Below are 20875 nucleotides of genomic sequence, written 5' to 3'. Positions count from 1 at the left end.
AAAGTAACAAACCCCGGCCAGCAATTGTTCTTTTTACCCTCGCTGTTTTTAATGATCACAATCGTCGGCATGTGCGTGATCGTGGATGCGGCAGGCGCGGTAGTTGATAACGTGCGCCGAGACAATAAAAACCACGGCAAAGGGGAGTAACCAGAATTGGTAGTCGTGCCATATTTGTTTGGCAATCAACAAGATAATGCCAAGGCTGAATACAATGGCGGGCAAAAAGCTATGGTGATGTTTGCGGTAGCCGTGCCAAAAGGAATACATACCAATTGCAAAAGCGATGAAGATCATCAGGTATTCGAGCGCAACATTTTCAATGATGTTGATGCCAAATACCGGCAGGCTGGTGAGCAGCAGCGGTAAGATGGCGCAATGAATAGCACAGGCTACAGAGGTAGCTATCCCAAGGGCGTCCCAGTTAAACCTGAAATTCATGGCGCGAAGATAAGGGAAATTTTCATATGCAACTTAGTTGCAAACGAATTCTTAAAATGACTGATATACCCCCTGAAGGGTTCATCGAACGATACCCCAAGCGCTTTGTTCCCTAACTTTGCAGCCATGAGTAAAAAATTCGTATTTTATATAGGATTTTTCCTGGTACTGGTAGTTGGTTTTTATTTTGTGTTGACGAGAGTGATCCCCGGCTATGGCAAGGTTAAGCTACCGGTTTTGAGCTATGTTCTTCCTTTTCAATTCGTTAATCAGGATGGCAAAACCATTTCAGAGCACGATCTGGATGGTAAGGTATATGTGGCCGAATATTTTTTTACGACCTGTAAGAGTATTTGCCCCATTATGAATACCAATCTACAGCCCATTCATAAAGCCTATATCAACGAGCCGCGTTTCCTGATCGTTTCGCATACCTGCGACCCCGAAACCGATAATAGTGCCCGGCTTAAAGTATATGCCGATTCCATTAAAGCCGATACACGGCATTGGTGGTTTTTGACCGGCCGCAAGGATAGCCTCTATACCACTGCGCGAACCAGTTATCTGTTAGACGATCCGAAAAACAATTTGCAAAGTATCGACGACCAATTCCTGCACACACAGTTCTTTGCGTTGGTGGATAAAAGCGGTAGGGTGCGGAAAATTTACGACGGTTTGAAGAAAGATGAGTTGGAAGAACTGAAGATAGATATACAAGGTTTGCTGGATGAACCAGTGACTCAAAAACGATTTAGTAATAACCTTTTCGGCAATTAAAGATCCCTCGATAACGCCTAAATATTTTGTTATGGATGCACAAATTGACAATATTCTGAAGAGAAATCAATTGAGCGTAACCGGTAGTCGAAAGAGGATCCTCGAATTGTTCTTATCATCAAAAGGCGGTGCGCTGGCTCATGGCGATATAGAGAAAAAAACAGGCGAAAAGTTTGACCGGGTAACTGTATACCGCACGCTGCAAACATTCCTCGAAAAGGGCATTATTCATAGTATTCCTACGGTCGATAATTCGGTAAGGTATGCCATGTGTAAAGAGACCTGCGCCGGCGGCCATCACCACGATAACCATGTGCATTTTGTTTGCAGCGCCTGTGGTACAACTACCTGCCTGGAAACCGTATTGATACCTGAAGTAAAACTTCCCGAAGGATTTCAGCCCGAAGAATTTCAAATGGTCGTAACAGGCGTTTGTAGAGAATGCCACTAGTCGCACGCACAAAATCAGCCAGTTGTTGCGCGTATGATGCTTTCCTGGACTGATTTAGCAGCGGGTAATTGATTGGTTAACCAATCTTCCTTGACCACATACGGGCATAAAAAAGAAAGCCCCGATGTAGAAACACCGGGACTTTTGGTTAAGGCTCTGATTAGTAGCTATTTTATGATGTTCGGATGATAATCATCCTACTATCGCATGCAAAGTTTCCTTACAAAGATAATTGTTACATCGAAAAAACCATATACCACTAACTGGGTATTTTTTTACCGACTATTGCTCAACGTTTTATTGTTTCCATTTCTTCCTGCACAAACTGCATCAGGATTTTTATACGCTCAGGCGAGAAGTTGAATTCCAATCCGGCTGCCTTGTACAGCTCGGGTAAAGTCCGGGTTCCGCCTAAACTTAAAGACTTCATATAGTTGTCTAACGCTGCTTCTTTGTTTTTCCTGAATTGCATCCACAATCCAATGGCTCCCAATTGTGCTATGCCGTACTCGATATAGTACAATGGTACCTCGAAGAGGTGCAGCTGCCGTTGCCAGCTGTAAGTTCGATAATTGTCAAGTCCACTGAAATCGATTACATCAGAAGAAAACTCATTCAGTATCTGCATCCAGCGGGTTGCGCGTTCTGCTTCTGTATGTTGGGGATGCTCATAGATCCAGTGCTGGAATTTATCGATAGTAGCAATCCACGGAAAGATCGTAATTACCCGTTCCAGCTGATGTTCCTTGGCTCGCAACAGATCTTCAGCATTGTCGAAAAAAACCTCCCAGGCATCCATGCTGAAAAGCTCCATGGCCATGCTGGCCACCTCAGCAATCTCCATGGGATATTCCTTGAAAGAGCTTAGCTCGAGGGGATGGGCCAGGAAGGAGTGCACTGCGTGGCCGCCTTCGTGCACCATCGTGGTAACGTCGCTCATTTGTCCGGCGGCATTCATGAAAATGAAGGGGGCGCCTGTTTCGGCCAGCGGACAGTTATAACCGCCCGGCGCTTTTCCTTTGCGGCTGTCGAGGTCGAAGCGCTTCATCTCATTCATTTTCCGGAGGCAATCGGCGAAAAAGGGCCGTATTTCCTGGAAGCAGCGGATGCTTTTCTGCAGCAGCTCATCGCCCGATTTAAAGGGTGTCAGTGGCTTGATGCCTGCTGGTTGTGCCTCGAGGTCCCAGGGCTTCAGCACATCCAGTCCAAGCTTTTCCTTTTTCCTCCGGTAGATCTCATTCACCAGTGGCAGCACATGCTGCTTCACCGCATCGTGAAATTGATAACAATCTTCCTTGGTATAATCAAAGCGACCGAGTTCCTTGAACTTATAATCACGATAATTGTCGAAGCCGGCATTATTTGCTACCTGGTGGCGTTTTTCTATCAGTTTAGTATAGAGTTCATTCAGTGGTTCTTTGTCCTGCACACGCCGGTCGTTCACCTTGCGGTAAACGGTTTCGCGCAATGTACGATCGGGGCTTTCCAATAATTTGGCTGCCTGTTGCAGGGTGTACTCCTGGCCGTTCACCTCTACGGTCATCTTCCCGGAGATAACTCCATATTGTTGCTGCAGCACACTGAGCTCGGATTGCAGGGGAATATTCTCTTCCCGGAAGAGTTCGATGTTTTTCCTTACGCCGCGCAGATAGGTAAAATATTTCTGTTTGTCGAGCTGCTCTGCATAAGGACTCTCAACGAGTTTGCGATTCAGCTTATCACCATACAACTGAATCTGAGGTTGCAGGTTGGTGACAAAAAATACGAAGGCTTCCTCGAGCGATTTATTCTCCGTGTCGCAGGTCATTTTGATCTGGCGCCAGCAAGCATCTTCGCTCACTACTGCTTCCAGCTCGCTCATATCGAGCAGCCATTTTTCCAGATCGGCATAATTGCCAATGGGTCTATCCAAGAGATCTTTAAAGAAGGGCTCGAGCGTATTCCAATCAGTTACTATAAAATCGGAAGGCAAAAAATGCCGGGGTAATTTCCTGATATCAGCGCTATAGTTCATGGATCATTGTTTAAATAATAAAGCTACAACCCCGGTATCAAAAACTGGTTCCGGATGGTTGTAGCTTCGGTTATGTAATTTAAAGAAACTATTCTTTAGTTTTCTTGGCCGCCGCCTTCTTCTTCGGAGCTGCTTCTTCGCCACCTTCCTCGGCTTTCTTTGCTTTGGGAGCTGCCTTCTTTTTAGGCTTTTCAGCTTCTTCTGCGCCTTCTTCTACCGCAGGCTTTTCTTTCTTGGCCGCTTTGGTTGCTGCCTTCTTGGCGGGAGCTTTCGCCGGCTCTTCAGCCTCAGGCGTTGCCGTTACTTCTTCGGTGGCTACCGGTTCGGCACCTTCTTCTGCGTATTCGCGAAGCTTGATTTCCACATCGTTAGCACCCAAAATGGTAAGCCATTTCACCATTTTCTTCATGTCGCTGGCATACACACGCTCAAAATCGAGATCGGGGTATACTTTCTCAAAATATTTCTTCAGCGCGCCGTTGTCCTTCCCGTCAGGAAGCTTCTCGCCGCTGCCTTGCATTGCCTGGAAGATCTCAGCCAGGTTTACATTATCACGTACAGTATAGATCTCAATGCTTTCCAGGTGTGAAAAGTTGTGTACCCGGCTGGATACGAACCGGGTCGTCTTATCATCCAGCGAACGGACAATAGCACCATCGCTTTTACTGCTTACTAACTCAAACAATCCGGGTAATCCTGTTACCGCTATGATTTTACCATATTCCATATCGGGCTGAAATTTTAAAGGATATGCAAGATAAACGGAATTCGGCAAACCTTGTTCCAAAAATTGCCCCGACTCCCCAAATACCAAGGTTTTTTGACCTGGAATTAGCCTTTTGACACCCGTTTGCAGCACTCCGACCGCGTAAAATCCTTGTTAACCACCGGTTAATTTTAGCGCATATGGGCGCAGGTTTTTGCTGCCGTTGCCATCCAATCTATTACTGTCACTATTCACTCACATAAACATTTATTGCAATGAAAAAAGCGTTCTTTTTATTGATAACTGTAGCAATTGCGGGCATTTACACTGCCAATGCCCAGGGCGGCGGTGGCGGTTTTCAACGCCGTACCCCCGAAGAACAATTGAAGGCGGTTAAGGAAAAACTAGTTGACCTCAAGCTGTCTGGCGACCAAACAACCAAGTCGGACAGTGTTTTCGTGAAATATTTCAGAACACGTGAAAAAGCGTTCGAAGAAATGCGTGCCAGCGGCGGTGGCGGTGATCGTGACGCGATGCGCGAAAAGAATCAGAAAATGATGGCCGACCGGGATGATGAGTTGAAGAAAATCTTCGACGAAGCCCAATTCAAGAAATGGAAAGATGAAATAGAACCCTCTTTGCGCCCTCAACGTCGCCAGGGCGGCGGTGGCGGTAACAATTAATTGGTTAACCGTACCATATTGATCAGTAGTGAGACCCCGGCTTTTAGCCGGGGTTTCTTATTGCCCCATCCATTCTTTAAAAGCAGTTACATTTTCCTGACTGATCACGATCTCTTCCTGTAATGCGGGCTCCAGTTCTATCAGCAGTTTGCTTTTGGGATAAGTTTTGATGCGTTTGATGGCGCTCATATTGACCAGGTATTTACGGTTTACCCGGTAGAATACGGTTGCATCGAGCTGCGTTTCTATATCGCTCAATGACTGGTCGAGGATGAATTTTTGCCCCTTATGATCAACCATGCATACCAGCTTATGGGTGGCATAGAAATAGGCAATGTCATCGGTTTTGATGCTGATAAAGTCCGACCCGCGCTTTACCAGGAATCTCTTCTTGTAACCATTATCTCCAGTCTTTTGCTGCCAGTTGGCCAGGTTTTGATAACTGGCGGAAAAGTGCTGCTTCAGCTTATCGTATTTCCGAAGTGCAGCTTCCAGTTTAACCTGCTTGATAGGTTTCAACAGGTAATCGATGCTGTTGTGCTCAAATGCTTCCTGCCAGTATTCATCATAGGCTGTAACAAATATGACCGGGCAGTTAATGTTTACCTGTTCGAATATCTTAAAGGATAAACCGTCGCTAAGTTCAATATCCATAAATATCAGCGAAGGGGCGTTGTTGGCGGTAAGCCAGTCTACGGCCTGATGCACACTATCTACAACGTCTACCACCTGGATAGCAGGATCGGCAGCCTGCAGGGCTTTCTGTAATTTTTCTACAGCGGGTTTTTCGTCCTCAATGATCAATACTTGCATATCAGCCAATTTTAAGTATGGGCAAGGATACTGTGAAATCCCTATCGGTGGCTTCCACCTGGATATCTTTGCCGGTTGTAAGTTTATATCGCTCGTCGAGGTTGTTGAGACCGATGCGGGACGAAGGTTTGCGCAACTCCTTCCTCCGTACCAGGTTGCTGATCACCAATAGGTCGTTGTGTAGTGTTAACTGTACAACAAGTGGCGACCCGGCAGAAAATTCATTGTGTTTAATAGCATTCTCAACAAGTACCTGCAACGAAATAGGCGGGATAAGGTATTGGTCGAGATACTGCTCGTCTACATTCGATTGCAGTTGAACGGCTGTATCGAACCGAATTACCAGCAGCGAGAAATAATCATACAGGAACTCCATCTCCTCACGGAGTAAAACCAGCTCACGCCGTTTGTTTTGTAATATGTACCGGTAAACATCGGCCAGGTTATCGTTGAACTGCCTGGCTTTTTGCGGCCTTTCTTCAATGAGGTGCGAGAGTGTGTTGAGTGAGTTGAAAATGAAATGAGGATCGATCTGGTTTTTGAGCGCTTCGAGTTCGGCTTCGACTTTAGCACGGGCCAATTGAGCGTTTTTGACCATTTCATTCTCCGACTCCTTTACCAGGAAAAACGTTTCATATACATGTACGATGAACACGACGCAAACCATGATAATGAGCGTAGCTTCTGTGACTACGTTCCAGTTTACCACCCCTTCGTTAAATATATGATACCAGCCTACCAATAGCAGCACACTTACCGGGATGGTATAGAAAGAAACCGAAAAGATCAGCACGGCGAGTTTACGGATGGGATGGTTGAACCAGTTGAAATAGCTGCGGAGTGTGAACAGCAAATACCGGTTGCCTTCCCAAATCAGGAAAGATAAACCGATGGTGTAAGCATAGCTGAGCTTGATTTGCCAGTTGGAAAGTGTTTCGTGATCGACCATGCGCGTTACCAGGGGAATGGCAATGCCAAAAAAAGGAATCAATATCAGGCGGAAGCCGATATCGTTCACTTCGTTGGCGGCGGTCATTTTCGTCGCCGGTTGTTTTGGTTTCGTCGCCCCGTTTTCCATGCCGGTTCGCTTTTCGTTGGCACGGAAAAATTAGTGAATTAGATTCGATTAATCATAATCTATTTAAACCCTTAAAGTGTAATCACATGGACATGAATTCTATCAATTGGCTAGCCGTACTCGTAGCCGGCATTTCGGCCTTTGTTCTGGGTGGCGTATGGTACTCTCCTGCCTTGTTTGGGAAGGCATGGATGAAAGAGAATCAATTTACTGTGGAAACGGTACAGAAGGGCAACAAAGCTAAAATATTCGGGTGGGCTTTCGTACTGTCGCTATTAATGGCTGCCAACCTGGCTATGTTTTTGGCCGAGCCAGCCCAACCCTGCCCAGGCGCACCAGTAGTAAATATATCCTGGGGCTCTACGGCAGGCTTCCTGGCAGGTTTCTGGGTGTTTTGCAGTATCGCTATTGTAGGGCTGTTTGAACATAAATCGGCCAGATACATCTTTATCAATGGAGGTTATTGTGTACTCGCGCTGGTATTGATGGGCGCCATTATCGGGGCCTGGCGATAGGCATCTTTAAGCATCTTTTTTTAGGGAACAGGAAGGTTTTGTTTTCTGCGATTGAATGCAAATGTGCAACGGCACAACAAAACTTTTCGAAACAGGATACTATAGCCATCAAAAACAAAACTGCCCGCTCCATGATCGGTGACGATCGGTTGCGGGCAGTTCCTTATTCCGGCAGTTTTGTTTTACAAAAGCATGACCGGAAGTCAGTTTCATTTATTTCCTGGTGAAGTGGATCTCCATGTTCTTGTATTCCTTCATACCGGCTGGCGCGGCAAACATTTCCATTTTCTGGTGTTTGTCGTCGATAAAGGTCATGATCTCTCTTACCTTACATTCCTTGCCGGTAGTGGGATCCGTCATCGTTCCGCTGAAAGAAATAGTCTTGGTAGCAGGGTCATAAGGTCCTTCCATGACCATGACGCCGGTTCCCATATTATCGGTCCAGGTGCTTACAAATACTTTCTTTGTATTATCGAAACCTACCGTACCCCTTCCTTCAAATGGCATCCCGTCAAAATTTCCACTGAAAGTCGTTTCCTGGTACCTGCCACCCAAAACCATTTTATTGGTAGATGTGCCTTTGCTCTTCTGGGGCGGTCCATCAGGTGCCCACCACGAGCTTACCTCAGCATCCCACTTGCCATCGGCAGCAGCGAGCATTTTATGCATCTCTCCGGGTGTAGCGTATTCCATCATGGCTTTACGCATGGCTGCTGTGTCGGGAGGTGCGGCTGGTGTTTCGGTTGCCGCGGCTGGCGCATCGGTCTTTGCAGCTGTCGCTGAATCTTCTTTGGCAGCGCTATTGGTGGTAGGCGCATCACCGCATCCGGCAATGGCCAGTGCGATCGTTGAACAGAAAATGACGGTTAGCCTTTTCATATTAGAAGTATTTCAGAAAAGGTAATCAAATTAGCTGCCTGCCCTTATCTTCTGACTTCAAAAAAACGACGACACCGGAAATTTTCAGGATGAAGGATTGCGTAATAGACAATTATGCACCAACGAAGCGATTTTCCGCCCGCCGATGGTCAGCCATTAATCGGGAAACTGGGTTTTGTCTATGTTGGGAATAATCCGCAAAGCGTTTTTGTAATAGACCTTTTTCAAGATGCTATCGGGCAGTCCTAGTCCGTACATGCGCCAGAACGCGTGGTATTTTTTGTGGTAGGGGAAATATTCATCTTCCGTTTCCAATACGCGGAAGTAAGTGGCATATTCTTCGGGCACCCAGCTGTCCTTGCCAAAGAGGATACGGTCCTGGAATTGTTCGAAGAACCGGCGGGCAGCTTTGGGCTGGCGGCCCAGCTCAGCAATGACAGCCCCAAACTCAACGACCACATTGGGCATGTCGGCCAGCAACTTGCTCAGCTTGGCAAGATCGTTGGGGTACCAGCCAAAATGTGCGGCGATAAAAGTTGTTTTGGGATGCTTTTTAAACATAAGGTGCTGCTCTTCGATCAAAGCTTCCCAGGGTTCGGGGTTGGTGTCGCTGCGCTTGCGGCCCGGGTGAGTGGCCAGCTCGAGCCAGCGCTCATTTTTTTCATCCTGTTCGTCCCAGAAAGGTTTGGGATCGGCTGTGTGAATGAGTACGGGAATCTTTAAGGCTCCGCATTTTGCCCAGATGGCATCGAGGCGCGGATCGTCTACCGGCACCCGCTTTCCCTGGTTGTCTCTTACTGAAAAGCCGAGGTTCTTGAAGATCTTCAGTCCATTGGCGCCTGCTTTTACATCTTCTTCCAGTTGTTGAACGGCCTTTTCTGTCCAGCCTGGTTCGCCGATGCCGGAAAAGTTGATATTGGCAAACACGATGAATCGGGTGGGAGCGGTCGATTTTACCGAACTGGTCATATTCTGCAGGGATGATCCGTACCCGCCGCTCAAATTGACCATTACTTTCATGTTCAGCTTATCCATGTCCTGGAGCAGCTGCCGAATACTGTTTGCGCTCAGGTTGTTCTGGTGATTGTGTACGTCTATAAAGGGAAATTTTGAACGGCTTAGCGGATGTTCGGGTACCACCAGCGTAGATACGGGATTGTATTGCTCAAAGTCCATTCCCCGGCCCGACTGGGCATTGGTGGCCAAAACGGCGAGCAGGGAACAGCATAAAAAGGATAGTTTTTGCATGCAAAAGGTTTTGGTTAGGGAAAGCTACCGTATGCCGGCATATACAAGAAACCGGTAGTCAAACTTAACGAACCTTTAGAATTGAGGCTGGCCTGTTTTGGATGAAAGGTTTCAGGAAGCCTGGCTGATCTCCGCCAGTACATTCTCGACCCGGGCCTTCAGGTCGTCATACTCCGTAAACCCACGGCCCAGGAGGTAGAATTTTGATGGGGATGCCTGGAGCAACACGGCCGGAAACCCGGTTACCTGCAGCTGTTTGCATAAGGCAAATTCATAGTAGGCCTTTTCTTTATAAGCTTCGCTGTGAAGGGACTTGTAAAACTCTTCAGCCGGAATCTGGTATTTCTCCAGCAAGTGACGATAGGCTTCGTCATCGCAGAGATCGCGCCCTTCGTAGTTGAGGGCATATTGCAGATCGGCCGCAAACTCAACCTGCCTGTCGGGATAAAGCTCTTTAAAAATGCACATCGCGATGGCGGGCTTTTCTGAATCGGGAAACCAGTCGCTATCATCGGGGTTATTGATATGCCACAGAAAATCGGACCCGAACCGTATGCCGGTTCTTTCTTCTACTACTTTGTAAGCCTGCCGGATATAGCCGGCCATGGCGCCGATGGGGTGTGGCTGCTCTGATATGATCATACCTCCCGACAATACTTCAAAAAAGAACTTGTCTTTATACTCCTCCGCGATCTTTTTGATCACCGGACTGAATCCATAGCACCAGCCGCAATAAGCGTCGTAACAATAGTAGATCGTCATCATATCAATAATTCCTAAGCCGGCAAAATTACATCCAAATACCCATATGCGGGATTAAAGATGCCCGGATAGGGTCAAGCAATTGAAGGGTCATGCTACTCCACTGGCGCCGAACTTATTCGGGCATAAATGGCCATGTAATGATCGGTTTCGGGTATAAGTTACATTTAGTAATAGTGTTTGTTAAATAACTATTGTAGAAACAGCAAAAATGTTTAAATAGAAGTAAGTGAACATGTGATTTTTGTTTAGGTTTGACTCCCGACTTTTTTGATCGACAACTGAAACAACATTCAATATCTGTTAAACTGTTTCTTATGAGAAGCACGCTTACTCTATTCTGCAGGGCTGTCATGTTTGTATTGATCATCATGACCACAGCTATCACCACGCAGGCACAATTAAAGATTGGAGACAATCCAACAACCATTCAGAAATCATCGATCCTCGAGCTGGAAAGTTCGCGCCAGGGTTTGTTGCTGCCAAGACTGGCGGACACTACAGCGATCAATGCGCTAACACCGCCCGACGGGATGATCATTTACCTCAATTCGGATAAGAGCCTTCGTTTACGCAGTAACGGCAGCTGGAAAAAAATAGCCGATCTGTCGGAGGCCAGCGCCAACTGGTCGCTCACCGGCAATAGCGGCACCAATCCGGCAACAAACTTTATCGGAACCATTGATGGGCAGCCCCTGGTAGTACGCACCAGCAATACCGAGCGTTTGCGTGTAGATGCAGCGGGCAATGTAGGAATCGGCACCAATAACCCTACGGCGAAATTAAATGTAGATGGTACCGTTAAGTTACAGAACCTTGCTACGGGCACTACAGAACAAGATGTGCTGGTGATCGGCGCAGATGGTTCGGTGTATAAGAAAACCATCTCGTCCTCGGCTTTTGAAAATGCGATCAGGGCCATCAACGGTATACAAAGGCAGGCATTATCCATTACTGCCGCAGCCAGCGATACTTCTAATAATGTTTTGATCCAGAATCGTGATGCCGATAGTACTATCGCCTTATTCTTACCAGTACAAAATGGATCGGCAGGCGCTTCGAAGCCTTATGGCTTTCTCACTTATGCCGACTGGCAAAAAATACAAAGTGGCATTCAAACCCTGGCGGTAGGTGCCGTGGCAACAACACCCAATTTGAACGGAGCCTCCATCGTGGCCGATTCTACTTCACGCACACTGATCCTGCATCCGGCCGACGCTACCAACCCCGGTATCGTAACTGCCGGTGCACAGACATTTGGCGGCGATAAGACCTTCAATAACAATGTAACGGTAAACGGAACACTTCAACTGAATACATTAACCAACAACACTTCGGCCGACTCTGTGCTCGTGGTTAATAATGGCGTAGTACAAAAGAGGCAGGTGAGTGCATCGGCATTTGGGAACGCCATCCGCAGTATAAACGGCAACCGCGACTCAGCCCAGCATATTGCGTTCAAAACAACAGGTACCGACCTTACTATATCGACCAATGGCGCCGATAGTATTTTTCTGAACGTGCCCAGTGCAAGCGGCACGGCGAGGGGTGTTGTATCAACTGCTTCACAAAGTTTTGCAGGCACCAAAACATTCCTGGATAGTGTCACGGCAGCCAAAGCCGTACTGGTAGGAGGTTCCGGTGCGGCCAACTCCACCGTTCAGGTAGAGGGTTCGTTATCCCTGGCGATCATCACTACCACGGCCAACTACACCGCCGCCGCCACCGATAATACGATACTGGCCAATACCACCAGCAGCGCCATCACCATTACCTTGCCCAGTCCGGGTGCCATAAAAGGGCGTATTTACACCATCAAAAAAGTAGGTTCGGGAGGCATCGATAATCAACTTACCATCAACCCAACCGGTGGTACCATCGATGGAGGTTCTTCATACACGATCTACAATGATTGGACTTATGTAACCCTGCAAACAGATGGCAGCAACTGGTATGTGATCAAGAAATAGCATGGATAGAAAGGAGGTCGTTATGCAAGGTGCCAAAAGATTTGGTGCAGCACTGGCAATTTTATTGCTTTTCCAAAAGGGATACACCCAGCAACTGAGGCTGGGCAATAATCCTTTTACCGTCGAAAAGTCGGCCGTACTTGAATTGCAGTCGAACAACCAGGGTTTGCTGTTTCCCCGTATTGCCGATACAGCGCTCATCAATGTGCTCAATCCGCCCGATGGCATGGTCATATTTTTCAATACACTGAAGCAACTGATGGTCAGAGCCAATGGCGGATGGAGGATATTGCAGAATACCAGTGGTATTACCAGTTTGAACGGACTCACCAACGGTACGCAAACCTTCGCCACCGGTACAACCGGCACCGACTTCAATATTGTGTCGACCGGTACCACGCACACCTTTAACTTGCCCAACGCTTCTGCCACCGCAAGAGGGCTTATTACAATCACAGCCCAAACAATAGCAGGCAGCAAAACATTTAGTAGTGCGCCACTCTTTTCGTCCTTCACGCAGGGGGCCGTTCCCTTTATGGGTAGCGGCGGACTGCTTTCACAGAACAATGCAGCTTTTTTCTGGGATGCCACCAATAGCCGGCTGGGTGTGGGCACGGCAACGCCTTCCTCCACCCTACATATTACCGGTAGCAGTCCGCTCACCATTGGAGGCCTGGCAACAGGTGCCGCTACAGATAGTATCGTCACGATCCTCAACGGGGTGGTGAAGAAGATACATCCTTCGTTATTGACTGGTTCGGGTAGTGGCTGGCTGCTCACAGGCAATACCGGCACAACGGCGGGCACCCAATTTATCGGTACTACCGACAACCAGTCGCTGGTGGTAAAAACAGTCAATACGCAGGTGGCGAAATTCGATCAGAATTCTCTCGCGCTTGGGATCAATGCCAATGTGAACAATGCCACGCATTCTTTTGCCATTGGCAACAGCGCAACAACGGCGTTCAGTATTTCTAACGCCTATGCGATCGGAAGCAGCGCCACCGTAGGCGCATCCAACGCATTTGCCATTGGAACGGGAGCAACAACCAACAGTGCGGCTTCTTTTTCATTGGGTAGCGCAGCTACGGTACCATTTGGCGTACAGGATGCCATGGCCCTGGGCACCAATGCAGCTGCCAATGCTAATAACGGCATAGCGATCGGGAGTAACACCAATGCTGCTTTCAAAACTACAGTTGGTGGCATAGGTGGTATCGCTATTGGCCGATCGGCGACTGCCAATGCGGGCTACAGTGTTTCGGTAGGTGATTCGGCCATCGTTGCGTTTGTTTCCAACCCAGGCATAGCCATTGGCAGAAAAGCCCTGGTGAATGGGTCGAATGGTATTGCAATGGGTACCGATGCATTCGTGTCGACCGTAACGAATGGAACCGCACTGGGCGCCAATTCATCGGTGACGGGCAATAATTCTACTGCTGTAGGATATAATACTGATGTAACAGCCGCTGATGCAGTCATCCTCGGCGATCTATCGAATAGCGGACTTTCGGTGGGTATAGGGTCGGAGAGCTTTACCAGCGGTGCACGCGAAAAATTACTGGTAGATGCGGGCACCAGCAATTCTTATAATGTCATCAGCGGAAAGGGAAATGTGAACAACTACCTTCAGCTCAATATACAAAACCGTTCTGCTGGCGATGTAGCCAGCAGCGACCTGGTGGCTACGGCCAATAACGGCACGGAAACGAGCAACTATGTTGACCTGGGCATCAACTCGAGCGGGTTCACCAATACTGCCTATCCGATCATTGGAGGGGCCAACAACGCTTATCTCTATAGCACAGGAAATGATTTCGTGATCGGTAACGGAACGGGCAGTAAGAACCTTTCCTTTTTTACGGGCGGTTTTGCGCTTACCAATGAACGGTTGCGGATCACCGGTACAGGAAGTGTGGGCATTGGCACTACTACCCCTTCTACCAGCCTGCATATCAAAACAGGCGTAGCCAATGATGGTGGACTCCGCATGGAGAACCTTACTAATGCTTCAACCACAACCGCCGGGGCGGCACTGCTGGGTGTGGATGCCAATGGAAAAGTAGTCCTCGCCAAACGACCGACCTACTATTCCGGTACCGGCAACGCGAATGTAGATGAAGTAACAAAGATCTGGGTGGCGGAATTTTCCAATAACGGATCGGGTACACCTACGCTGAACATTCCTGCCAATGTTGGATTCACCAATATTCTGAGTATACAGGTAACCGCTCGTGGAGGGTCTGCCATCACCAATGCGCCGGTGGTGTGCGTAACCAGCTTTACCACCAGCGCCATTATCGTTCGCGTTATGGAAAGCAGAACAAGTACCATTGCCTTCCTGGGTGGCACTGCCGAGGGGCTGGAGCCGCATACTGATACCAACACACGTATATATGTGCGTGTAGAAGGGAATTAGGTTATATAATTAACAGGCAGCACTGATTTGTATAGAGGATCTCATATCGTCATTTTCGCTATTGCGCTCCTGCTGTTTTTCAATAGCGGTGTAGCGCAACAGGGATTCTATGTTCCTAACCAGGGCAAGGTGTTTTTTGTGGGCGACACGGCTACAATCTTCTCCAACGTCACCAACGAAGGCAAATTGGGCCTTGGCATAAAAGCTGTATTAAACTTTAAGGGCCACGTCTGGCACAACGATCCGCAATCATTGCTAACCGACGAAACCAATGGTGGGGAAGGGGCCATCGGCATTGGAGGCATGGTGCGCTTTCTCGCTACTGACACTACCCGTCAACTCCTTAATGGAGGTTACAATGCGGCTACCCGTACGGGTCCGGGCTTCCCCAATCTGCAGATACTTAACCGGAATGGCGTTCGATTGATCGGCAGTTCGGCCAAAGTGCGTAATGAACTTAGACTCACAGCGGGCCATTTGTTCCTTGACAATCACATCCTGGTGGTAGGCAACAATTATCCAGGTCTTATTACAAATTATGATTCTTCCCGATTTATCGTTACAGGCAATGCACCGGGTTCGGGTTTATTGATCCGTGAAAATATCAGGGCTACCGACAATGTGGTCGTATTTCCGGTTGGAAGCCGTACGCATCAATACACCCCCGCAGCTATTGTGAATAAAACCAACAATGGAGATGATTTTTATGTCTCTGTGTTCGACAGCGTTAGAAGTAATGCCACTTCAGGAAACAATCTACGATCAGAATCGGTGAACAAGACCTGGGAGATCGGCAAATTACTCCACCCCAATGAAGGTGATGTGGAAATTGCTTTGCAGCACCTCATCGAAGACGAAGGGGCGTTTTTTAACGCGGGCCGAAAGCTGGCCTACATTTCAAAATACGGCAATGGCATGTGGGATACTGCAGCCCCCTTGATCACGCCTTCTCCGGGTATACTTACCACTGGTGCGTTTCTGCTGAACTCGGGCCTCAATTACAGGCCGCTCAGGAACGGGATGCCAAATAGCGCTTACTATACTAAATTTACCGGAAAAGGAGACCGGGGCATCAATAGAACGCTGGTATGGCTGAGTGGCGTGCGTATCGATTACCACCAGGTGAAAGTGTTCTGGACCACCAATCCCGAAATCAACAATAATTATTTTGTGGTACAACGCAGGTTCAGCAATCAGAACGAGTTTACCAATATAGATACGGTCACATCAAAAGCGCTTAACGGCTACAGCATCGACTTCCTCAATTATGAAATGATCGATCCCAACAGCTACACCGGCATTACCTATTACCGGTTGCAGCTGGTAGACTTCAGTGGCCGGCTTTCATATTCGAATATCGTCGCAGTTGGCAGAACCCCCGACAACCAATTGTTGGTATGGCCCAACCCAAGCACGGGCAGATTCTTTGTCGGTATAGGTATTGCCTCATCGATCAAAACGATTGTGATCTGGGACGCTGTTGGCAGAAAAGTAAAAGAAGAACTTGTGCGGGATAGAAATATCATCGAAATGTACCTGCCCATTCCAGGCACTTATGTTGTTAGTTTTATATCTCCGACAGGCAGGATCGTTGATTCAAAGAAACTACTGGTTAGAGGCTACTATTGAGTGGTAACTGTCGTGCGTGAAGTAGCACAAAAAAGAAACTGCCTTACAAGTCGCGTCAGGTTGAAATACCCACCTTGGTGGTATACTTCTCTATCACACACCGAAATGCTATTCCGGCATCCTATCCTGGACTTGTAAGACAGTTTCCGTACGATAACTAATGAACCGATATATATTGAGTAAATGTACCCTTTGGTTATTATCCGACTTCCATATTTCCTGTAACGCTGTTTTTGCGAAGACCCTTACTCATTTTATTCATCAGGTCGTCGGCTGTATCACGGATCTTTCTTCTTGTTTCTTTTCCTTTATCTGGTGCAAATAATGTGCCCACCAATGCGCCAACAGCAGCTGCAGCAATCATCCCTACCAGAATATGTTTTGCTTTCATGATAATCAATTTAACTGTGAATAATTCGTGTCTTCCGCATTACAAATACCAAGACTGTGCCAAACGAATGGTTGCGATCAGGAGTCGTTGCGGTGACTTTGTTAACATCGATTGTATTACAGCTGGTTGTAAAATCAAAGATCCCCGCCATTCAGGCGGGAATCTCTGTGTATAGTGAGTAAGAAATTTTACACTATCCTCTTCTACCGGGGCGTTCGCTGCCACCGCCGCCTTCTCCACCTCTGCTGGGGCGAGCTCCACCTTGTTCACCACCGCTCCTACCGCCTCCACCAAAGCTGGGACGGCTACCACCCTGGTCACCACCACTCCTTCCGCCTCCGCCTACGCTGGGACGATCAAAAGTTCTTTGTGGCGGGGCTGATGCTTCGCGCTGTGGCGCGGGCTGTGGTTGCGCCGACCTGCCGGGGAAGCTGCGTTCGCCGCCGCCGGAATTTGGTCTGCTTTGCCATTGGCGGCCCTCATCATTGCCGCGGACAGGAGACTGAGAAGCTCTTGGCTCACGCGTAACAGGTGATGGCCTGCTGGTGCCTGGATCGGGCCTGTTCTCGCTGCGTGAATTGTTGTCCCGGATAACCCTTTCTCTCGAAGGCTGATCGGCTACGGCACCAGGACGTCCACCGAAGGAACCATTACGGTCGGATGTGGTTGGTCTCCATTCCCTCGAAGGACGTTGTGATCCGTTATCGATACTGCGTCCAGGTGTATTGTTGCCATTGCGGTCATCACCACGCGGGCCGGCAGTAGAGCGATCTGAAACACGCGGCCTGCTGGTGAACCTGCTATCGTTATTGGGACGATTGTAATTGTTGTTGTTATCATACCTAGCACCACCGCGACTATAGTTGCCGTTATTGTAATTCCTGTTGGCATACCCTCCTCTGTTGAACGTGCGTCCCGTATTGGGGTCTACACGGCGATTATCACGGCTCACAACCCCACGGCCACCGTAGTAGTTGTAGATATTATTGGTACGGTTGATCTGCACTACATTCACATTGGTGCGACTGCGGTATCCGTTACCATAATATCCACCGCTATAATAACCGCCATGACTGCGGTAAGGCGCATAACAATAAGACGGACGGTATACGCGTGGGCCCCACCAGCCACCATAACCATAACCCCACGAGTTGCCCCAGCCTACGTTGCTATGGAACCAACCACTGTTATAGTTGAATCCAAAGCCCCAGCCAAACCAGGGATTGTACCGAATATTGAAGCCCCAGGTATAGGGACGTGCATAATAATTGTGACCATACCACGGGTTGTAGTAATAACCTGTACCATACACGACGCTGGAGCCACAGATATAGTTATTCAGGTATCCTGGGGTATAGCCCATCCAAACATAGTCGGGAGTATAATCATAGATATATACATACTTCATATGATATACAGGATAGCGGGGCGGGATGAGGGCAACAACAGAAGGCCTCACCACAGCGACTGACCAGGGACCTGCCGCGCTGTACGATTCGAACCATATGCCATTATCTACAGAGTAATATCTGCCTCTCCAACGGATCACAGAAGCCGATGTATTGATGGCATACTCCATTTCGGTGCCATCGATGTCCTCAAACTGAGGATCTCCATCGTATGCTACATCAGCTTTGGCCTGCTGGCGGTCTACTTTAGCGGTTTGTGGTACTTCCGCATCCTGCAGGGCATCCTGGGACGCCGCGGTACCTGCTACACTGGCGAGCACATTATCTTTCGCAGACCCTTCGGGGATCTTGGCAAAATCCTGCGGGAGTTTATCAGAGGGCACAAACTGCCATTGGCCGCTTAGTGTTTTCGATTTGAACCACCTTCCCGAGATCAGTACATAGTATTGTTGCGACTGCACATCCATAAAGATGTCATCGCCCGAGTTAGAAACGTACAGGAGATCGGTGCCGGATACCGGTGCAAAATTGGCTTCGCCATTCGATTGGATCAGCTCGGCCGGTTCGGTGCTCACGACGATCTTGTACATCGTATTTGCGTCGGTTTCTTTTTCGGTGTTATTGTCTTTATCCGCATCATTTACCTGTTGTGCGATTTTATTGAAATGCTGCGGAATCTGCGTGGTCAGCGAATAAGGGCCGGTAGCCGCTGATCCAGCATACCAATGCTTTCCGCCATAGAGATAAAACCGGCCGTCATTGTTTTTGACGATCGTAAAAGGGGTGTTCACAACTGCTTCAACATCCCAATCATTATTGCGTTGAAGTTTAGGTGCTCCATCGATCGAAACCAGGATGGCGGGCGTATTACTGTACACCACCTTCGGAGGATTATTACTGATCTGCTGCGACAGCTGCGTTTGCTGGTTGTTCAGATCGAGAGAGGATTGAAGATCAGTTTGGGCAAAATTAATATTGCCACGATTGATCTGCTGCTCGAGGGCCTCCGTGTAGCTGTCGAGCCGGTCATCGCTGATATCACCGGGCAGCTTAAGGTTTTCTACGGATGCCTTTTCCACCTGTACCCGGCTACCGTTGTTGGAGGTACTGGCTTTGATCCAGGTCATCCCGAAAACAGGATCGGTTTTGCCGCTTTCCAGCACCGATACCGCGGCTTTGGCCTGAAGATTATTTCCAGTATAAGATTCTGGCTGCCATTGATACATTTTTATCACGGAGCCTTCGGCCGTGGTGAAGGTCTTGGGCCAAGCGTCCTGGGCATTCGCGGAAAAACCAGACAGAACCAATCCGCCCAGCACGCATAAATAGGTAAAAAAAGATTTCATAAAGAGGCAGTTTTCGTGTGAAAAATCCCCGTTGGGTTTAATTATTAAGATCAAGTTACATTGGTTAGACGATGCAAGCTGTTAGGGGTTTATCAAAGTTGCAAATGTTTGCAAAACATTAGCAAAAAGCGGTGTTAACGTGGAAAATGCAATGGATAAACTATCCTGACTTCAATAGGGCACGAACACCATGGCCCCCCTTCAGCTCTATTCGTTTCATAACCAGCAGCTTGGAATTATTAAGTGGGGCAACTGTCAACAAGATAATGAACTGGCTTGCTTATTACAATGCTTTGACGCCGGTTTAGCATTTATTTTGGAGATGATCCTCCAACACAATTACCGGCAAAGATTAAAACTGCGAAGTATGGTCGGGAAATATGCCAGTTGAGTACCGGTTTTTCACAGCTCATACCTAAATGACTTTTGGAGGCTACAAATGCCAGCTAATATTGCGCTCCAATTGCTTCAATGCAAATGACCTTATAAGTACAACCATTTAAAACAAAAAATCATGAAGAAATTATTCGTAGTAGCAGGTATGTTGGCGACGCTGGTTTTCACCTCTTGTAAGAAAGACAAGGACAACGACGATAACACCGGTGGCGGCGGCAACAACCCTTCTACCAAGCTGATCAAAAAGCTCACAGAAACGGAAAATGGAACAACCACCGTCTATAATTTTACCTATGACGGCAACAAAAGGCTTACCAACTATGGCAGTGCAGATGGAAAAGAGCAAACGAAGTTTACCTACGATGCAGCTGGTAATCTCACGAAGCTCGAGATTATCGACGAAGAATCTAAAATTGAGTATACGTATGCTTATTCAAACAATGTACCGGTAAGCGGCACTATGAAAACATGGGAGCTCCATGGAGCGCAGCCCGATGAACTGATAACCGATAACAGCGTTACTTACACTGTGGCGAATGGTCAGGTAACCAAGATGAAACGTGTTATCAAAGAAGACGATGAAGAATATGTAATGAACCTGAACCTTACTTATACCAACGGCAATGTCACCAAGATTCAAACAGAAACAGGAAGCATCTTGGAATATAGCGCTGTATTTACATTTGGTGATAAAAAGTCTCCTTTCCCCCAATTGTCTAAGTATATTCTGGACGAAGCAGGTTTCTCAGTAATGTTCAGCTCGAAGAATGAATTGAAAACGGCCACTTACGACTGGCCCGGTCAGGTAGGCGATTTCGGCTTCAGCAATACCTATACTTACGATGGAAGCGGTTACCCACTTACCTCAACCGATGGTACAACCCAGGTTAAGTACGAATACCAATAAGGAACGTATTTTTATAAAGAGAGGCCCCTTTCCGAAAACGG

At 47.8% G+C, this 20875-nt stretch carries 18 protein-coding genes; 8 read left to right on the top strand and 10 right to left on the bottom strand.

Annotated elements, in window-relative coordinates; genetic code table 11:
- Nucleotides 1-48 precede the first annotated feature (48 nt).
- The gene (locus P2H89_RS21335; RefSeq protein WP_275830673.1) at nt 49-441 is read right to left on the bottom strand and encodes a MerC domain-containing protein; all 393 of its coding nucleotides are present in this window, start codon (nt 439-441) and stop codon (nt 49-51) included.
- A 126-nt stretch (nt 442-567) separates the two neighbouring features.
- Between P2H89_RS21335 and P2H89_RS21330 the strand changes: the two genes are divergently transcribed.
- Both P2H89_RS21330 and P2H89_RS21325 read left to right on the top strand, forming a co-directional pair.
- Nucleotides 568-1218, top strand: coding sequence for an SCO family protein (locus tag P2H89_RS21330; protein ID WP_275830671.1), 651 nt, complete (start codon nt 568-570; stop codon nt 1216-1218).
- 31 nt (nt 1219-1249) lie between these two features.
- Nucleotides 1250-1669 carry a transcriptional repressor gene (locus P2H89_RS21325; protein WP_275830669.1) on the top strand — a complete coding sequence of 140 codons (420 nt, stop codon included), beginning with the start codon at nt 1250-1252 and terminating at the stop codon, nt 1667-1669.
- A gap of 289 nt (nt 1670-1958) precedes the next feature.
- Here P2H89_RS21325 and P2H89_RS21320 read toward each other — a convergent pair whose 3' ends face one another.
- Nucleotides 1959-3683 carry a M3 family oligoendopeptidase gene (locus P2H89_RS21320; protein WP_275830667.1) on the bottom strand — a complete coding sequence of 575 codons (1725 nt, stop codon included), beginning with the start codon at nt 3681-3683 and terminating at the stop codon, nt 1959-1961.
- 88 nt (nt 3684-3771) lie between these two features.
- Nucleotides 3772-4410, bottom strand: coding sequence for a DUF5606 domain-containing protein (locus P2H89_RS21315; RefSeq protein WP_275830666.1), 639 nt, complete (start codon nt 4408-4410; stop codon nt 3772-3774).
- A 254-nt stretch (nt 4411-4664) separates the two neighbouring features.
- Here P2H89_RS21315 and P2H89_RS21310 point away from each other — a divergent pair, with 254 nt between their 5' ends.
- Nucleotides 4665-5072: a hypothetical protein gene (locus P2H89_RS21310; RefSeq protein ID WP_275830664.1), complete on the top strand. Its 408-nt coding sequence runs from the start codon at nt 4665-4667 to the stop codon at nt 5070-5072.
- 57 nt (nt 5073-5129) lie between these two features.
- Here the strand turns inward: P2H89_RS21310 and P2H89_RS21305 are convergent, their stop codons facing one another.
- A complete protein-coding gene (locus tag P2H89_RS21305) occupies nt 5130-5885 on the bottom strand; it encodes a LytTR family DNA-binding domain-containing protein (RefSeq protein WP_275830662.1) in 756 nt (251 codons plus the stop codon).
- Nucleotide 5886: 1 nt separating this feature from the next.
- Entirely contained in the window at nt 5887-6921 is a 1035-nt protein-coding gene (locus P2H89_RS21300; protein ID WP_275830660.1) for a histidine kinase, read from the bottom strand.
- A gap of 134 nt (nt 6922-7055) precedes the next feature.
- Here P2H89_RS21300 and P2H89_RS21295 point away from each other — a divergent pair, with 134 nt between their 5' ends.
- Nucleotides 7056-7478: a DUF1761 domain-containing protein gene (locus P2H89_RS21295; RefSeq protein ID WP_275830658.1), complete on the top strand. Its 423-nt coding sequence runs from the start codon at nt 7056-7058 to the stop codon at nt 7476-7478.
- A gap of 213 nt (nt 7479-7691) precedes the next feature.
- Here P2H89_RS21295 and P2H89_RS21290 read toward each other — a convergent pair whose 3' ends face one another.
- The 3 genes from P2H89_RS21290 to P2H89_RS21280 all read right to left on the bottom strand — a co-directional run bounded on the left by P2H89_RS21290 (nt 7692) and on the right by P2H89_RS21280 (nt 10370).
- On the bottom strand, nt 7692-8357 hold the full coding sequence (locus tag P2H89_RS21290) for a DUF1579 domain-containing protein (protein ID WP_275830656.1): 666 nt from the start codon (nt 8355-8357) through the stop codon (nt 7692-7694).
- Nucleotides 8358-8513: 156 nt separating this feature from the next.
- Nucleotides 8514-9605, bottom strand: coding sequence for an amidohydrolase family protein (locus P2H89_RS21285; RefSeq protein ID WP_275830654.1), 1092 nt, complete (start codon nt 9603-9605; stop codon nt 8514-8516).
- 111 nt (nt 9606-9716) lie between these two features.
- On the bottom strand, nt 9717-10370 hold the full coding sequence (locus tag P2H89_RS21280) for a DsbA family protein (RefSeq protein WP_275830652.1): 654 nt from the start codon (nt 10368-10370) through the stop codon (nt 9717-9719).
- A 314-nt stretch (nt 10371-10684) separates the two neighbouring features.
- Here P2H89_RS21280 and P2H89_RS21275 point away from each other — a divergent pair, with 314 nt between their 5' ends.
- The 3 genes from P2H89_RS21275 to P2H89_RS21265 are packed head-to-tail and all read left to right on the top strand — an operon-like array spanning nt 10685 to nt 16385.
- Nucleotides 10685-12337: a hypothetical protein gene (locus P2H89_RS21275; RefSeq protein WP_275830650.1), complete on the top strand. Its 1653-nt coding sequence runs from the start codon at nt 10685-10687 to the stop codon at nt 12335-12337.
- 1 nt (nt 12338) lies between these two features.
- Nucleotides 12339-14756: a hypothetical protein gene (locus tag P2H89_RS21270; RefSeq protein ID WP_275830648.1), complete on the top strand. Its 2418-nt coding sequence runs from the start codon at nt 12339-12341 to the stop codon at nt 14754-14756.
- Nucleotides 14757-14783: 27 nt separating this feature from the next.
- Nucleotides 14784-16385 (top strand): T9SS type A sorting domain-containing protein, encoded by a 1602-nt coding sequence (locus tag P2H89_RS21265; protein ID WP_275830646.1) that lies wholly within the window; start codon nt 14784-14786, stop codon nt 16383-16385.
- 199 nt (nt 16386-16584) lie between these two features.
- Here P2H89_RS21265 and P2H89_RS21260 read toward each other — a convergent pair whose 3' ends face one another.
- Together P2H89_RS21260 and P2H89_RS21255 are read right to left on the bottom strand one after the other, a co-directional pair.
- A complete protein-coding gene (locus P2H89_RS21260; protein WP_275830644.1) occupies nt 16585-16776 on the bottom strand; it encodes a YtxH domain-containing protein in 192 nt (63 codons plus the stop codon).
- A 193-nt stretch (nt 16777-16969) separates the two neighbouring features.
- Nucleotides 16970-19531: a hypothetical protein gene (locus P2H89_RS21255; protein ID WP_275830642.1), complete on the bottom strand. Its 2562-nt coding sequence runs from the start codon at nt 19529-19531 to the stop codon at nt 16970-16972.
- Between the two features lie 514 nt (nt 19532-20045).
- On the opposite strand from P2H89_RS21255, the gene P2H89_RS21250 reads away from it, so the two are divergent.
- The gene (locus P2H89_RS21250) at nt 20046-20834 is read left to right on the top strand and encodes a hypothetical protein (RefSeq protein WP_275830640.1); all 789 of its coding nucleotides are present in this window, start codon (nt 20046-20048) and stop codon (nt 20832-20834) included.
- The last annotated feature ends 41 nt before the right edge of the window (nt 20835-20875 follow it).

The organism is Paraflavitalea sp. CAU 1676 (genome assembly GCF_029223285.1).
In the GTDB taxonomy this organism is placed as follows: Bacteria; Bacteroidota; Bacteroidia; order Chitinophagales; family Chitinophagaceae; genus Paraflavitalea.
This window is presented reverse-complemented; position numbering and strand designations above follow the sequence as displayed.

Bases quoted from the DNA above. Each gene is read 5' to 3' on its own strand.
- P2H89_RS21305 (WP_275830662.1), bottom strand. From the start codon at position 5,885: ATGCAAGTATTGATCATTGAGGACGAAAAACCCGCTGTAGAAAAATTA.
- P2H89_RS21295 (WP_275830658.1), top strand. From the start codon at position 7,056: ATGAATTCTATCAATTGGCTAGCCGTACTCGTAGCCGGCATTTCGGCC.
- P2H89_RS21280 (WP_275830652.1), bottom strand. From the start codon at position 10,370: ATGATGACGATCTACTATTGTTACGACGCTTATTGCGGCTGGTGCTAT.
- P2H89_RS21320 (WP_275830667.1), bottom strand. From the start codon at position 3,683: ATGAACTATAGCGCTGATATCAGGAAATTACCCCGGCATTTTTTGCCT.
- P2H89_RS21310 (WP_275830664.1), top strand. From the start codon at position 4,665: ATGAAAAAAGCGTTCTTTTTATTGATAACTGTAGCAATTGCGGGCATT.
- P2H89_RS21290 (WP_275830656.1), bottom strand. From the start codon at position 8,357: ATGAAAAGGCTAACCGTCATTTTCTGTTCAACGATCGCACTGGCCATT.
- P2H89_RS21255 (WP_275830642.1), bottom strand. From the start codon at position 19,531: ATGAAATCTTTTTTTACCTATTTATGCGTGCTGGGCGGATTGGTTCTG.
- P2H89_RS21250 (WP_275830640.1), top strand. From the start codon at position 20,046: ATGAAGAAATTATTCGTAGTAGCAGGTATGTTGGCGACGCTGGTTTTC.
- P2H89_RS21330 (WP_275830671.1), top strand. From the start codon at position 568: ATGAGTAAAAAATTCGTATTTTATATAGGATTTTTCCTGGTACTGGTA.
- P2H89_RS21275 (WP_275830650.1), top strand. From the start codon at position 10,685: ATGAGAAGCACGCTTACTCTATTCTGCAGGGCTGTCATGTTTGTATTG.
- P2H89_RS21315 (WP_275830666.1), bottom strand. From the start codon at position 4,410: ATGGAATATGGTAAAATCATAGCGGTAACAGGATTACCCGGATTGTTT.
- P2H89_RS21285 (WP_275830654.1), bottom strand. From the start codon at position 9,605: ATGCAAAAACTATCCTTTTTATGCTGTTCCCTGCTCGCCGTTTTGGCC.
- P2H89_RS21260 (WP_275830644.1), bottom strand. From the start codon at position 16,776: ATGAAAGCAAAACATATTCTGGTAGGGATGATTGCTGCAGCTGCTGTT.
- P2H89_RS21325 (WP_275830669.1), top strand. From the start codon at position 1,250: ATGGATGCACAAATTGACAATATTCTGAAGAGAAATCAATTGAGCGTA.
- P2H89_RS21270 (WP_275830648.1), top strand. From the start codon at position 12,339: ATGGATAGAAAGGAGGTCGTTATGCAAGGTGCCAAAAGATTTGGTGCA.
- P2H89_RS21300 (WP_275830660.1), bottom strand. From the start codon at position 6,921: ATGACCGCCGCCAACGAAGTGAACGATATCGGCTTCCGCCTGATATTG.
- P2H89_RS21335 (WP_275830673.1), bottom strand. From the start codon at position 441: ATGAATTTCAGGTTTAACTGGGACGCCCTTGGGATAGCTACCTCTGTA.